At 57.4% G+C, this 14,294-nt stretch carries 14 protein-coding genes; all 14 read right to left on the reverse strand.

Translation table 11 applies throughout. The annotated features are described in order from the left end of the window. Positions 1-10: 10 nt before the first annotated feature. On the reverse strand, positions 11-1,153 hold the full coding sequence (gene lpxB / locus RYC17_RS10165) for a lipid-A-disaccharide synthase (protein ID WP_316902924.1): 1,143 nt from the start codon (positions 1,151-1,153) through the stop codon (positions 11-13). A gap of 2 nt (positions 1,154-1,155) precedes the next feature. Next, the gene (gene lpxA / locus RYC17_RS10170) at positions 1,156-1,932 is read right to left on the reverse strand and encodes an acyl-ACP--UDP-N-acetylglucosamine O-acyltransferase (protein WP_316902926.1); all 777 of its coding nucleotides are present in this window, start codon (positions 1,930-1,932) and stop codon (positions 1,156-1,158) included. Further along, entirely contained in the window at positions 1,929-2,369 is a 441-nt protein-coding gene (gene fabZ / locus RYC17_RS10175; RefSeq protein ID WP_002554719.1) for a 3-hydroxyacyl-ACP dehydratase FabZ, read from the reverse strand. Before fabZ ends, lpxA begins: the two co-directional genes overlap by 4 nt. Before the next feature lie 109 nt (positions 2,370-2,478). Further along, positions 2,479-3,534: a UDP-3-O-(3-hydroxymyristoyl)glucosamine N-acyltransferase gene (gene lpxD / locus RYC17_RS10180; protein WP_058399656.1), complete on the reverse strand. Its 1,056-nt coding sequence runs from the start codon at positions 3,532-3,534 to the stop codon at positions 2,479-2,481. 2 nt (positions 3,535-3,536) lie between these two features. Then, positions 3,537-4,040 (reverse strand): OmpH family outer membrane protein, encoded by a 504-nt coding sequence (locus RYC17_RS10185; protein WP_002554721.1) that lies wholly within the window; start codon positions 4,038-4,040, stop codon positions 3,537-3,539. Positions 4,041-4,085: 45 nt separating this feature from the next. Continuing rightward, positions 4,086-6,461, reverse strand: a complete 2,376-nt coding sequence (gene bamA / locus RYC17_RS10190; protein ID WP_032616028.1) for an outer membrane protein assembly factor BamA — start codon at positions 6,459-6,461, stop codon at positions 4,086-4,088. 74 nt (positions 6,462-6,535) lie between these two features. Continuing rightward, positions 6,536-7,888: a sigma E protease regulator RseP gene (rseP, locus tag RYC17_RS10195; RefSeq protein ID WP_011169295.1), complete on the reverse strand. Its 1,353-nt coding sequence runs from the start codon at positions 7,886-7,888 to the stop codon at positions 6,536-6,538. Positions 7,889-8,005: 117 nt separating this feature from the next. Beyond that, positions 8,006-9,196, reverse strand: a complete 1,191-nt coding sequence (gene ispC, locus RYC17_RS10200; RefSeq protein ID WP_316902928.1) for a 1-deoxy-D-xylulose-5-phosphate reductoisomerase — start codon at positions 9,194-9,196, stop codon at positions 8,006-8,008. Continuing rightward, a complete protein-coding gene (locus RYC17_RS10205) occupies positions 9,193-10,008 on the reverse strand; it encodes a phosphatidate cytidylyltransferase (RefSeq protein ID WP_058399654.1) in 816 nt (271 codons plus the stop codon). Before RYC17_RS10205 ends, ispC begins: the two co-directional genes overlap by 4 nt. Continuing rightward, entirely contained in the window at positions 10,008-10,763 is a 756-nt protein-coding gene (uppS, locus tag RYC17_RS10210) for a polyprenyl diphosphate synthase (protein ID WP_002554726.1), read from the reverse strand. Before uppS ends, RYC17_RS10205 begins: the two co-directional genes overlap by 1 nt. A gap of 16 nt (positions 10,764-10,779) precedes the next feature. Beyond that, positions 10,780-11,337 (reverse strand): ribosome recycling factor, encoded by a 558-nt coding sequence (frr, locus tag RYC17_RS10215; RefSeq protein WP_004657953.1) that lies wholly within the window; start codon positions 11,335-11,337, stop codon positions 10,780-10,782. Beyond that, positions 11,337-12,077, reverse strand: a complete 741-nt coding sequence (gene pyrH / locus RYC17_RS10220; protein WP_003364856.1) for a UMP kinase — start codon at positions 12,075-12,077, stop codon at positions 11,337-11,339. The genes frr and pyrH overlap by 1 nt, the downstream gene beginning before the upstream one ends. Before the next feature lie 205 nt (positions 12,078-12,282). Next, on the reverse strand, positions 12,283-13,146 hold the full coding sequence (gene tsf, locus RYC17_RS10225) for a translation elongation factor Ts (protein ID WP_005743432.1): 864 nt from the start codon (positions 13,144-13,146) through the stop codon (positions 12,283-12,285). 190 nt (positions 13,147-13,336) lie between these two features. Next, the gene (gene rpsB, locus RYC17_RS10230; protein ID WP_002554730.1) at positions 13,337-14,080 is read right to left on the reverse strand and encodes a 30S ribosomal protein S2; all 744 of its coding nucleotides are present in this window, start codon (positions 14,078-14,080) and stop codon (positions 13,337-13,339) included. Positions 14,081-14,294: the final 214 nt, after the last annotated feature.

Consider the following 14,294-nt stretch of genomic DNA (forward strand, 5'->3'; position numbering starts at 1 on the left):
ATGGGCGACCTCACAGTGAAGACGACTGGCCGAGCAGGCTCAACACCGCATCAGCGGCCTGATTGGACGCATCTCGGCGCAAAATACGGTGAATGGCATCAAAGCCTGCGGTTTGCGCCTGACCGTCGTCGATCAGCGGCAGCAGCGTCCGGGCCAACGCTTCAGGGGTGGCGTCATCCTGCAGCAGTTCTGGCACCAGCAGGCGCTGGGCAAGCAGGTTAGGCAGCGACACGTAAGGGCTTTTGACCATCCGCTTGAGTATCCAGAAGGTCAGCGGCGCCAGACGGTAGGCCACCACCATCGGTCGCTTGTAAAGCAGGGCTTCCAGGGTCGCGGTGCCGGAGGCGATCAGTACCGCATCGCATGCGGCCAGCGCCACATGTGACTGGCCGTCGAGCAGCGTGACTGGCAGGTTGCGGCCTTGTAACAATTGCTCTATCTGAACCCGCCGCTGAGGGCTGGCGCAAGGCAGTACAAAGCGCAAGCCAGGACGCTGCGCGAGAAGAAGCTCGGCAGCATCGAAAAACAACCCGCCCAGACGCCCTACTTCGCCGCCCCGGCTGCCCGGCATCAGCGCAACAACGGGCGCTTCCTGAGCAAAACCAAGCCCCGCGCGGGTCGCGGCGCGATCCGACTCCAGAGGGATGGTGTCTGCCAGCGGATGACCGACAAAGCGTACCGGTACGCCCTTCTCTTCATAGAAACGGGCTTCGAATGGCAACAATGTCAGCATCAGGTCACAGCCTTCACGAATCTTCAGCACACGCTTCTGACGCCAGGCCCAGACTGACGGGCTGACATAGTGCACGGTCTTGATCCCCGCGCGGCGTAGCTGAAGTTCGATATTGAGTGTGAAGTCGGGGGCATCGATGCCGATGAAGACGTCCGGCTTTTCATTGACGAGGGTCTCTACCAGCAGCTTGCGCCGGGCCAGCAGCTCACGCAGCCTGCCTAGCACCTCGACCAGCCCCATCACCGACAGGCGCTCCATCGGGAAGTAGGACTGCATGCCCTCAGCCTCCATCAGCGGGCCACCCACGCCGATGAAACGGATATCGGGATGGCGCACCTTGAGGGCACGCATCAGGCCGGACCCGAGGATATCGCCGGATGCTTCACCAGCGACCAGAGCGATACATAATGGCTTGGTCATGATTAGCGAATGATACCGCGGGTCGACGTCTGGATAGACTGAAGGAATACGGCCACTTCAGGGAACTGCGCCGCCGGCTCAGCAAGGTCGGCCGCCGCCTGCGCGATGGTCAGCCCCTGACGATAGACCGTCTTGTAGGCTCTGCGCAGCGCATGAATGGCTTCTTCGGAAAAACCACGACGGCGCATGCCTTCGAAATTCATACTGCGCGCTTCGGCAGGGTTGCCAAACACCGTCACGAACGCCGGAACGTCCTTGCCAATGGCCGTACCCATGCCGGAAAAGCTGTGCGCACCGATGTGGCAGAACTGATGCACAAGGGTAAAACCGGACAGGATGGCCCAGTCATCGACATGAACGTGGCCTGCCAGTGCGGTGTTATTGACCAGAATCACGTGGTTGCCGATCACACTGTCATGGCCGATGTGCGCATAAGCCATGATCAGGTTGTGATCGCCGAGCGTGGTTTCAGCACGGTCCTGAACAGTCCCGCGGTGGATGGTCACGCCTTCACGGATCACGTTGTGATCGCCGATGACAAGACGGGTTTCCTCGCCCTTGTACTTCAGATCAGGCGTGTCTTCGCCCACCGATGAGAACTGGTAGATGCGATTGTGCTTGCCGATCCTGGTTGGTCCCTTGAGGACAACATGAGGACCGACGACTGTACCCTCGCCAATTTCCACACCGGCTCCGACGATCGACCAAGGGCCAACCTCCACGTTGTCGGCCAGAATGGCCGTCGGATCGATGATTGCGCGAGGGTCAATCAAACTCATAGTTTACGTTCCGCACAGATGATTTCGGCAGAGCATACCGCCTTGCCGTCAACTGTAGCCTTGCATTCGAATTTCCAGATCTGACGCTTGCTGCTCAGGAACTTCGCTTCAAGAACCAGCTGGTCGCCCGGCAGAACCGGTTGACGGAAACGCAGTTTGTCCGAGCCCACGAAATAATAGAGCGTACCGTCTGACGGCTTGGAGTCGAGCATCTTGAACGCAAGAATACCCGCAGCCTGTGCCATTGCCTCGATGATCAACACACCCGGCATGATGGGATGCTCAGGGAAGTGGCCGTTGAAAAAAGGCTCGTTGACGCTGACATTCTTGTAGGCGCGAATGTTCTTGTTCTCGATATCCAGCTCGGTCACGCGGTCCACCAGCAGGAACGGGTAACGATGAGGCAGATATTCGCGAATTTCTTTGATGTCCATCATTTCGAGGGGAAGCCTGTAGTAAAGATTAGGGGTGCGTCGCGACTGCGCAGCACCCCTCTACATCAAGGAGGCAGTTTATCGACTGTGCACGCTTGATATTAAAAAGGTATCAGCCATCAGATGAGCGATTATCGGAGCAGGTCACTGTCTCTACAGCCTTTTCGAGCTTTTGCAGACGCCGCGCCATGTCATCGATCTTGCGCAGACGGGCTGCGCTCTTGCGCCACTCGGCAGCGGGCTGCATTGCCGTACCCGACGAGTAGGAACCCGGCTCGGTAATGGAATGCGTCACCATCGTCATGCCGGTGATGAAAACACCATCACAGATTTCGATATGCCCCACCAGCCCTACACCGCCGGCCAGCATGCAGTGCTTGCCGATTATGGTGCTTCCGGAGATGCCGACACACGCAGCCATCGCTGTGTGATCGCCAACCTGTACGTTGTGGGCAATCTGAATCTGGTTATCCAGTTTCACGCCGTTGCCAATTCGCGTATCGGCCAAAGCACCGCGATCGATCGCCGTGTTGACGCCGATCTCGACGTCATCACCCAAGGTGACGCCACCGATTTGTGCAATTTTCTGCCAGACACCCTTCTCATTGGCAAAGCCGAAACCTTCACCGCCCAGCACCGCGCCCGACTGAATGACCACACGCTTGCCGATGCGCACATCGTGATAAAGCGTTACACGCGGTGCCAGCCAGCCACCTTCACCAATTTCGCAACGAGCACCGATGAAGCTGTGCGCACCAATGGTGACACCGGCTGCAATACGGGCACCGCTCTCGATAACTACGAAAGCGCCAATACTGGCGGCAGGATCAACCTGAGCATCGTCGGCAATCACTGCCGTCGGATGAACGCCCGCCACGCTTTTGGGCTTGGGGTCGAAAAAGTGCGAAATGCGCGCATAGGCCAGGTAAGGATCCGGGACCAATAGCGCATCTCCGGTGTAGCTGTCGGCATCTGCGGGCTTGAGCAGCACGGCAGCAGCCTGGGCATCAACCAGAAATTTACGGTATTGAGATTTTGCCAGGAAACTGATTTGACCAGGGCCGGCCTCTTGTAAAGCGGCCAGCCCGGTGATGTCCTTGTCCTTGTCGCCACGTAGCGTAGCGCCAAGGAACTCGGCCAATTGGCCGAGCTTGATGGTTATGCTCATGGTTACTTCAGCTGGTTCATGCGCTCGATGACCTGGCGAGTAACGTCGTATTGAGGCTTGACGTCAATCACTGCACCGCGCTCGAAGACCAGATCGAAACCACCTTTCTTGATGACTTCTTCAACAGCCTGATCCAGCTTTGGCTTCAACTGCTTGAGCATTTCACGGTCAGCAACTGCCTTGGCTTCGTTCAGTTCCTTGGACTGGAACTGGAAGTCCCGAGCCTTTTGCTTGAATTCAAGCTCCAGACGCTCGCGCTCAGGCTGAGCCATCTTGTCGCCGCCGCTGACCAGACGGTCCTGAATACCCTTGGCGCTGCTTTCCAGGCTTTTCAGCTTGGTCAGTTGCGGACCGAATTTTTTCTCGGCATCAACAGCGTATTTCTTGGCAGCGTCAGATTCCAGCAAGGCCATCTGATAGTTCAGTACAGCAATTTTCATGTCGGCAAATGCAGGGCTTGCAACCAGAACGGTTGCCAGCAGTACCAATTGAGTCAACTTACGCACAATACAACTCCTACAAAATTCGTTGCGTTATCAAAGATCAGACGCTTAGAAAGTCTGACCCAGGGAGAATTGGAAGACCTGTGTTTCTGCTTCGTCGTCCGGCTTCTTGATCGGCATCGCCAAGGCGAAGCTCAAAGGACCGAGCGCAGTGATCCAGGTGACACCGATACCCACAGAGCTGGCCATGCCGGAAAGGTCGATGTTGTTGCATTCGACGTTTTTACCACTGGCTGTCTTCCTGCTGGAATCGCAGTTTGTATCAAATACGTTGCCGACATCCCAGAACACGGAGGTGCGCAGGGAACGCTGGTCCTTGACGAATGGCAACGGGAACATGACTTCTACGCCACCCTGCACCAGGGCATTACCACCGAACGGCAGTGGATCCTGGTCCGGATCAGCCAACGTGCCGGGTTTTGAACCGTTACTCGGCGTACTACGCGGACCGAGCGTGCTGTCCTTGAAGCCACGAACCGAGTTGAAACCACCGGCATAGTAGTTCTCGTAGAACGGCAGACCCGAGGTCGAACCGTAGCCGTCACCGTAACCCAGCTCGGTGTGTAGACGCAGGGTGTAGTTATCGGTGATCGGGTGGAAGTACTGAGCACGGTAATCCAGCTTGAAGAACGACAGGTCGCTGCCCGGCAAGGTGGATTCAAACACCAGGCTTTGCGAGTGACCACGGGTCGCCAGTACGCCTTTGTTCAGAGTCGATTCAGACCAGCCAATCGAGCCCTTGAAGTTCAGGTACTTATCGCCTTCTTTTTCGACAAAGTCGAAGATCTCGTCAACGGTGTACTTGCCGGTCTTGATCTCATCCTGCTGCACGGTCAGGCCGTAGGTCAGGCGCGAGGTCTCGCTGATCGGGTAGCCGAGGTTGATACCGGCACCCAGGCTATCCACTGCGTAGCTTGCAACATCAACGTCAAGGTCATCGTAGTTGGTGGTGCGGTAGAACGCGTTGTAACCCAGGCTGACACCGTCCGGCGTGTAGTACGGATCGACGTAGCTGAAGTTGTAACGGCTCTGATATTCGCTGCGGGTCAGGCCGATGCTGACCTTGTTACCGGTACCGAGGAAGTTGTTCTGGCTGATCGAACCACCGAGGATCAGACCGGCGCTTTGCGCGAAGCCGACGCTGGCGGTGATCGAACCGGACGCCTGCTCTTCAACGGCGTAGTTCACATCGACCTGATCGTCGGTGCCTGGAACAGGTGGCGTCTCGACGTTGACTTCCTTGAAGAAGCCCAGACGGTCCAGACGGGTTTTCGACTGGTCAATCAGGTAGGTCGAAGCCCAGCCGCCTTCCATCTGACGCATTTCGCGACGCAGCACTTCGTCTTCCGACTTGGTGTTGCCGCGGTAGTTGATGCGGTTGACGTAGGCACGCTTGCCGGGATCGACCACGAAGGTGATGTCAACCGTGTGGTCTTCGTTGTTCGGGGTCGGCACGCCGTTGACGTTGGCGAAGGTGTAGCCTTCGTTACCCAGACGACGGGTGATCAGCTCGGACGTGGTGGTCATGACCTTACGCGAGAACACCTGACCCGGCTGTACCAGCAGCAGGGACTTGACCTGGTCTTCAGGAACCTTCAGGTCACCGCTGAGCTTGACCGACTTGACGCTGTATTTTTCGCCTTCGTTGATGTTGACCGTGATGTACACGTTCTTCTTGTCCGGCGTGATCGAGACCTGGGTCGAGGCGATATCCATGTTGATATAGCCGCGATCGAGGTAGTACGAACGCAGACGCTCAAGGTCACCCGACAGCTTTTCACGGGCGTACTTGTCATCATTCTTGAAGAACGACAGCCAGTTGCTGGTCTTGAGCTCGAACAGGTCGGTCAGGTCTTCGTCGGAGAAGACCGTGTTGCCCACCACGTTGATATGCTGAATGGAGGCGACGGTGCCTTCATTGATGTTGATTTTCAGGCCCACGCGGTTGCGCGGCTGTGGAACGACCTCGGCGTCAACCTCGGCAGAGTAACGGCCCTGGGCAACGTATTGGCGTTGCAGCTCGTTACGTACACCTTCAAGGGTTGCACGCTGGAAAATTTCACCCTCGGCCAGACCGGACTGTTTCAGCCCCTTCATCAGGTCTTCGGTGGAGATGGCCTTGTTGCCTTCGATTTCGATACTTGCAACCGAAGGACGCTCGACGACGTTGATGACGAGTACGTTGCCATCGCGACCCAGCTGGATATCTTGAAAGAAACCGGTTTTGAACAGCGAACGGGTAGCATCGACCAAACGACCATCGTCCGCCTGCTCGCCTACGTTCAGCGGCAACGCACCAAAGACACTGCCGGCGGATACCCGCTGGAGGCCGTTGACACGAATATCGGAGATGGTGAAGGACTCGGCGTGAACTTCAGCGATCATCAGTGCGGAAAGAACCGCAGTTAGCAGCAGACGTTTCATGAAGTCCTTTCTTATTCCAACTGGCAATAAACAAACTGCCGCAAAATGCGGCAGATTCGCAACTCGGCAAAGCGTTACAGTCGGCCCAGATCGTTGACCAGCGCGAGCAACATTACGCCCACCACCAGACTGATACCGATCTGCGCCCCCCAACCTTGAACCTTTTCCGAAAGGGGACGACCACGCGCCCACTCGATCAGATAAAACAGCAAATGCCCCCCGTCCAGGACGGGAATGGGCAGCAAATTCAGAACACCCAGGCTAATACTCAGATAAGCGAGGAAGTTCAGAAAATCTCCGATGCCCGACTGGGCCGAAGCGCCCGCCACTTTAGCAATGGTTATCGGTCCACTCAAGTTTTTTACCGAGAGCTCGCCGAACAACATTTTCTTCAGTGAGTCCAGGGTCAGCACACTCATGTTCCACGTGCGCTTTATCCCCTCGCCCATCGCGGCGAAAGGACCGTAGCTGACCTCGCGCAGCATTTCCGGTGGCCAATCGACAGCTTTGACGCCAGCCCCCAGATAACCCGCGGCCGCCTTGCCTTCGCCTTTCGCGGCGAGGGTTACAGGGACGTCCATTTGTACACCGTCACGCTCGATGCGCAGCGATACTTTTGCCTCAGGGCGCTCGCGCACCCGGTCAACAACCTGCTGCCACTCATTGAGCGGCTGACCGTCCATCGAAATCAGGCGATCTCCGGTTTTAAGCCCGGCACTCTGCGCCGGACCTTTCGGGTCGATCTCTGCCAGCACGGGCAACAAGGCCGGGCGCCACGGACGAATACCCAGCGACTTGATCGGATCAGGCTCTTCAGCCCCCCTGAGCCAGTCATTGAGTACCAGTTCACGAGACGTGTCGACCGTCGAACCCTGATCCCTGAGCTTCAAAGCGATGGTGCCGCTTTCACCCAGGCGGCGGACCAGTTGCAGATTCACCCCGGCCCAGCCCGACGTCGGCTCGCCATCGACTGCGACGATTTCCTGCCCGGCAGTCAGACCCGCCTGTTGAGCGATGCTTCCGGACTCGACGGCGCCGATAACCGGACGAACCTGTTCGCTGCCCATCATCGCCAGCACCCAGAAAAACGCGATGGCCAGCAGGAAATTGGCTGTCGGGCCTGCGATCACGATTGCGATACGCTGCCCGACGGTCTTGCGATTGAACGACTGGTCGGCAAGCTCGGGCGGGACATTGCCTTCGCGCTCGTCGAGCATTTTGACATAGCCACCCAGCGGAATTGCAGCGACCACATACTCGGTGCCCTGACGATCACTCCAACGCAGAAGAGGCGTGCCGAAGCCCACTGAAAAACGCAGCACCTTGACGCCACAACGCCTGGCCACCCAGAAGTGGCCGAATTCGTGGAAGGTCACCAGCACGCCCAACGCAATCAGGGTGCCGAGAATCATGTATAAAGCGCTCATCAGCCTTCTCCGGGTACCGACTGGTCGGCCAGTGTGTTAATCATCGCAGACTTCAAAAGCTGCCGTTGACGCACCACATCGACCCTTTCATTCAAATCCTGACGGGTCATCAGATCGCTATCGCCCGTTTCTTTCAAGCCATTGGCCCGCGAGCAAACGCGCTTTTGCATCCGCGGCAAACACCGCGTCGAGCCCTTCGACCGCAGTCACAGGCTCATGATTCAGAACCTCCTCGATAATACCGGCGATTTCCAGGTAACGGATACGCCCATCAAGGAATGCAGCGACGGCCACTTCATTGGCTGCGTTAAGCATGGCAGGCGCACTGCCTCCAGCCTCTGCCGCGTGACGCGCCAGCCGCAGGCAGGGGAAACGCTCCTCGTCGGGCTTCTGAAAATCAAGCTGGCCGATACGGAACAGATCCAGAGGCGCAACACCAGAGTCTACACGTGCAGGCCAGGCCAGTGCATTGGCGATGGGCGTACGCATGTCGGGATTGCCCAATTGAGCGAGTACAGAGCCATCAACATAATCGACCAGCGAGTGGATCACGCTCTGCGGATGGATGACCACCTCGACCTGATCCGGACGTGCGTCGAACAGCCAGCAGGCTTCGATCAGCTCAAGGCCCTTGTTCATCATGGTCGCCGAATCAACGGAAATCTTGCGACCCATCGACCAGACAGGATGCGCGCAGGCCTGTTCGGGCGTCACATTCTGCAACTGTTCGAGCGGGGTTTCGCGGAACGGTCCGCCCGAGGCCGTCAACATGATCCGCCGGACACCCACAGCACCAAGCCCGCGAGCAAAATCGCCGGGCAGGCACTGGAAAATCGCATTGTGCTCACTGTCGATGGGCAGCAGCACTGCGCCGCTCTGCCGAACAGCCTGCATAAACAGGTCACCGGACATGACCAGCGCTTCCTTGTTGGCCAGCAAGACCTTCTTGCCCGCCTCGACCGCAGCCAGGGTCGGGCGCAGACCGGCAGCGCCGACAATGGCGGCCATGACTGCGTCGACGCGCGGGTGCGCGGCTACTTCACACAGACCACCCTCGCCTACCAGTACCCGGGTGTCGAGCCCGGCCGCAGCGAGGTCGTCCTGCAATTTACGGGCGGCGACCTGATCGGGAACCACAGCGTATTGCGGGGTATGCCGGACGCACAGGGCCAGCAACTCATCGAGACGACTGAAGCCCGTAAGCGCGAATACCTGATAAAGAGAAGGATGACGTGCGACGACATCCAGAGTGCTCAGACCGATAGAGCCTGTGGCACCCAGAATGGTGATGTGTTGCGACCCACTCACATGACACCCCAGTCAGCGGCCCAGAGCAGAACCGCAAATACCGGAATGGCCGCAGTAAGGCTGTCGATACGATCCAGCACGCCGCCGTGCCCAGGCAGCAGGTTGCTGCTGTCCTTGACCCCTGACTGGCGCTTGAACATGCTTTCAGTCAGGTCGCCAATTACGGAGATGAACACAATCACAGCAGCGCCAAGCAGCCCGGCGATGAACTGAGCAACGGTCCAGTCGCGAGAAACACCCACAGCGGCCGTAATGCCCAGACTGACTGCCAGACCGCCGTATACGCCTTCCCAACTCTTGCCCGGACTTACCTTGGGGGCCAGCTTGCGCTTGCCGAACGCCTTGCCGGAGAAATAGGCACCAATGTCGGCAGCCCATACCAGCACCATCACCGACAGAATCAGCCAGTTACCCAGCGGCCACTGCTTGATCAGCACCAACCCCTGCCAGGCAGGCAGCAAAATCAAAAGACCGATCACCAGCTTGCAGGCCGCGCTTGCCCAGTGGTTGCTGGAGTCCGGATAGGTAAGGACCAGAAAGGTCGCCACGCCCCACCAGATGACGGCTGCGACGAGCACCCAGGGCTCCAGCCCTGGCAGCAGATACATGAGGAATAGCAGAATTGCGACCACAGCCGCATAACCGATGCGCATCGACTGCGCAGCAAAACCTGCGAGCCGCGCCCATTCCCAGGAACCCAGCACGACAACCACCCCGATGAACAGGGCGAAGTACATGCCGGTCAGCAGGAAAAAACCGCACAAGGCGATCGGCAACAAAATGAGTGCCGTGATGATCCGTTGTTTCAGCATTAAGCCCGGGCCCCAGCCTCTACCTGTTCGCTGGTTTTACCGAAGCGACGTTGGCGAGAAGCGAAATCTGCCAGCGCGGCGCGCATGGCATCGTGTTTGAAGTCCGGCCAGAACAGGTCGGAGAAGTACAGCTCGGCATAGGCCAGCTGCCAAAGCAGGAAATTACTGATGCGGTGTTCGCCACCGGTGCGGATGCACAAGTCCGGCAACGGCAGATCGCCCGTTGCCAGACAGGTCTGCAGCAGCTCGGGAGTAATATCCTCCGGCTGCAGGTGCCCGGCCTGAACCTCGCGCGCCAGCCGCTGGGCAGCCTGTGCGATGTCCCACTGCCCACCGTAGTTGGCAGCGATCTGCAGCACGAAACGGCTGTTGCCGGATGTGCGCACTTCCGCCTCGCGCATTGCAGCCTGCAGCTCGGGATGAAAGCGCGAGCGATCGCCAATGATCCGCAGGCTGATGTCGTTCTCGTTCAGGCGCTTGGTTTCGCGGCGTAGCGCCGTGAAGAAAAGCTCCATCAGCGCACCAACCTCTTCGGCCGGGCGCTGCCAGTTTTCACTGGAGAACGCGAACAGTGTCAGCACCTCGACCTTGGCTTCGGCACACACCTCGATAACGGCACGCACAGCGTCGACGCCCGCCTTATGGCCAGCGACGCCTGGCAGCAGGCGCTTCTTGGCCCAGCGATTATTACCATCCATGATAATCGCGACATGGCGCGGTACCGAAGACGGCACGGCCGGTTTTATCTTTTCCATGAAAGCGTCCGAAACCTTAAACAGCCATCAGATCAGCTTCTTTCTGCTTGACCGCAACTTCGATTTCCGCAACGAACTTGTCGGTCAGCTTTTGCACGTCGTCAGCCGCACGACGCTCTTCGTCTTCGCTGATTTCCTTCTCCTTGACCAGATCTTTCAACTGGCTCAGGGCGTCACGACGAATGTTGCGTACAGCAACACGAGCGTCTTCAGCGGCATCGCGTGCCTGCTTGGTGAAGCCCTTGCGGGTTTCCTCGGTCAGGGCCGGCATGGAGATCAGCAACAGCTCACCCAGGTTAGTCGGGTTGAAGCCCAGACCGGAGCTCTGGATAGCCTTGTCGACAGCGGCAAGCATATTGCGCTCAAACGCTACGACCTGAAGGGTACGCGAGTCCTTGACGGTGACGTTGGCCACCTGGCTGAGCGGGGTATCGGCACCGTAGTAAGGAACCATGACACCACCGAGGATGCTCGGATGCGCTTTGCCGGTACGGATACGGGTGAACGCATGGGTCAGCGATTCCAGACTCTTCTGCATGCGGGTCTGAGCGTCTTTCTTGATTTCGTTGATCATTATTGTGCTTCCTCGATCAGGGTCCCTTCAGCGCCACCATGGACGATATTCAGAAGAGCACCCGGCTTGTTCATGTTGAAGACGCGCAATGGCATCTTGTGATCGCGACACAGGCAGATTGCGGTCAGATCCATCACACCCAGCTTGCGATCCAGCACTTCATCGTAGGTCAGATGATCGAACTTCTCGGCATTCGGGTCCTTGAACGGATCTGCAGTGTAGACACCATCCACCTTGGTGGCCTTGAGCACTACATCGGCGTCGATCTCGATCGCTCGCAGGCAGGCAGCCGAGTCGGTCGTAAAGAACGGATTACCAGTGCCGGCAGCAAAAATCACCACTTCCTTCGAGCTGAGATGGCGCATGGCCTTGCGGCGGTCGTAATGATCGGTCACGCCTACCATGGAAATGGCCGACATCACGATGGCCGTGATATTAGCGCGCTCCAGCGCATCGCGCATTGCCAGGGCGTTCATCACAGTGGCCAGCATGCCCATGTGATCGCCTGTCACCCGATCCATGCCCGCAGCACTCAAGGCCGCGCCACGAAACAGGTTGCCGCCGCCGATCACCAGACCGACCTGAACGCCGATACCGACCAGCTGGCCGACTTCCAGCGCCATACGGTCCAGCACCTTGGGGTCAATGCCGAACTCTTCCGAGCCCATGAGGGCCTCACCGCTGAGCTTGAGTAGAATGCGTTTATAGCGAGCCTGATAACCACTGCCCTGCTGAGCCATTGCGAATCTCTCCTGCGGCGTTTTCTGAAAAAAATCTGTGCCGGCTATTTCAAGCCTGCGCTTACTTTAGCTTGACGCTCTGCGAGCGTCGGGAGAATGCAGCCTTGTGAGCACAATCTCCAAGGAAAATTTCCTTTTCTCTTTCGACAAAGAGGCCGCACGCGTGAGCGGGCAGCCTCTTTGGGGCGACAGTTGAAAAACCGTCTTACTGCTTGGCAGCAGCCAGCTGTGCAGCCACTTCGTCAGCGAAGTTATCAACTGGCTTCTCGATGCCGTCGCCTACTTTGAAGTAGGTGAAGGAAACGATTTCAGCACCGGCTTTCTTGGCCAGATCACCGACCTTGACTTCCGGGTTCTTGACGAAGGCTTGCTCGACCAGGCTGGCTTCTGCCAGGAACTTGGTGATACGACCGCCAACCATTTTCTCAACGATGTCAGCCGGCTTGCCTTTGATCTTGTCTTCGTTCAGTTGCAGGAAGACATTCTTCTCGCGCTCGATCGCTTCGGCAGACACTTCCGAAGGGAACAGGAACTCGGGGTTGCTTGCCGCTACGTGCATGGCGATATCTTTGGCCAGCTCGACGTCGCCACCCTTGAGGGTAACAACTACGCCGATCTTGTTGCCGTGCAGGTAAGTACCTACAACATCACCTTCGATACGCTTCAGGCGACGGATGTTGACGTTTTCGCCAACCTTACCCACCAGTACCAGACGCGCAGCTTCCTGAGCTTCGATCAACGGAGCGGCATCAGTCATCTTCTCAGCGAAGGCTTTTTCGACGCTTGCAGCAACGAAAGCCTTGAAGTCGTCTTGCAGGGCCAGGAAGTCGGTCTGCGAGTTGACTTCGATGATGACAGCGGCTTTACCGTCGTCCTTGATGGCGATAGCGCCTTCAGCAGCCACGTTACCTGCTTTCTTGGCGGCCTTGATGGCGCCGGAAGCACGCATATCGTCGATTGCTTTTTCGATGTCGCCGCCAGCCTTGGTCAAGGCCTTTTTGCAATCCATCATGCCTTCGCCGGTACGCTCGCGCAGTTCTTTGACCAACGCTGCAGTAATCTCTGCCATTTCAAAATCCTCTTGGATAGGTCTTAAACCATTCCACCCGGTTCGCCGGGCGTGCAATTCTTGAAAAATCAGGGTGGCAGCAACACATGACAGCAAGGTCATGGCTACAGACCGACAAATCATTTCCTAGGTGGCAAAAAGGGGGCTAAGCCCCCTTTTCGCGTACTGAGTAAACGCCAGGCGTTTGTACTCAGCCTTCTACAGCAGCTGCAGCTGGAGCTTCTTCGACGAATACGTCGGTGCCGCCAGCAACATTGTTACGGCCACGGATAACAGCGTCAGCCATCGAACCCATGTACAGCTGGATGGCGCGAATGGCGTCATCGTTGCCCGGGATGATGTAGTCAACGCCTTCCGGGCTGCTGTTGGTATCGACAACGCCGATAACCGGGATGCCCAGCTTGTTGGCTTCAGTGATCGCGATGCGCTCGTGATCAACGTCGATAACGAACAGTGCGTCTGGCAGACCGCCCATGTCCTTGATACCACCCAGGCTGCGATCCAGTTTTTCCAGATCACGGGTGCGCATCAGGGCTTCTTTCTTGGTCAGCTTGGCGAAAGTACCGTCTTCGGACTGTACTTCCAGCTCGCGCAGACGTTTGATCGACTGACGGATGGTCTTGAAGTTGGTCAGCATGCCACCCAACCAGCGATGGTCGACGTACGGCGAACCGCAACGTGCTGCTTCTTCAGCAACGATCTTGCCAGCGGAACGCTTGGTGCCGACGAACAGAATCTTGTTTTTGCCCGAAGCCAGGCGCTCAACGAAAGTCAGAGCTTCGTTGAACATAGGCAGGGTTTTTTCAAGGTTGATGATGTGAATCTTGTTACGCGCGCCGAAAATGTACTTACCCATTTTCGGGTTCCAGTAACGGGTTTGGTGACCGAAGTGCACACCGGCCTTCAGCATATCGCGCATATTGACTTGGGACATGATAGTTCCTTGATAAGTCGGGTTAGGCCTCCACGTATCCCAATGACCAACCAATGGCATCTGCCAAGGGCACCCAGGTCATCGTGTCGACACGTGTGTGGGTTTGTGCTTCAAGGACGGACCTTGGAAAGCGGCGCATTTTATATCACAAAAGGGAAGAGAACGGAACTCCCATCAAGTTCTTGTTTTGCGGTGCTTTTAAAGCGGCATCCGT

The organism is Pseudomonas syringae group sp. J248-6, assembly GCF_032586995.1.
Classification (GTDB): domain Bacteria; phylum Pseudomonadota; class Gammaproteobacteria; order Pseudomonadales; family Pseudomonadaceae; genus Aquipseudomonas; species Aquipseudomonas amygdali.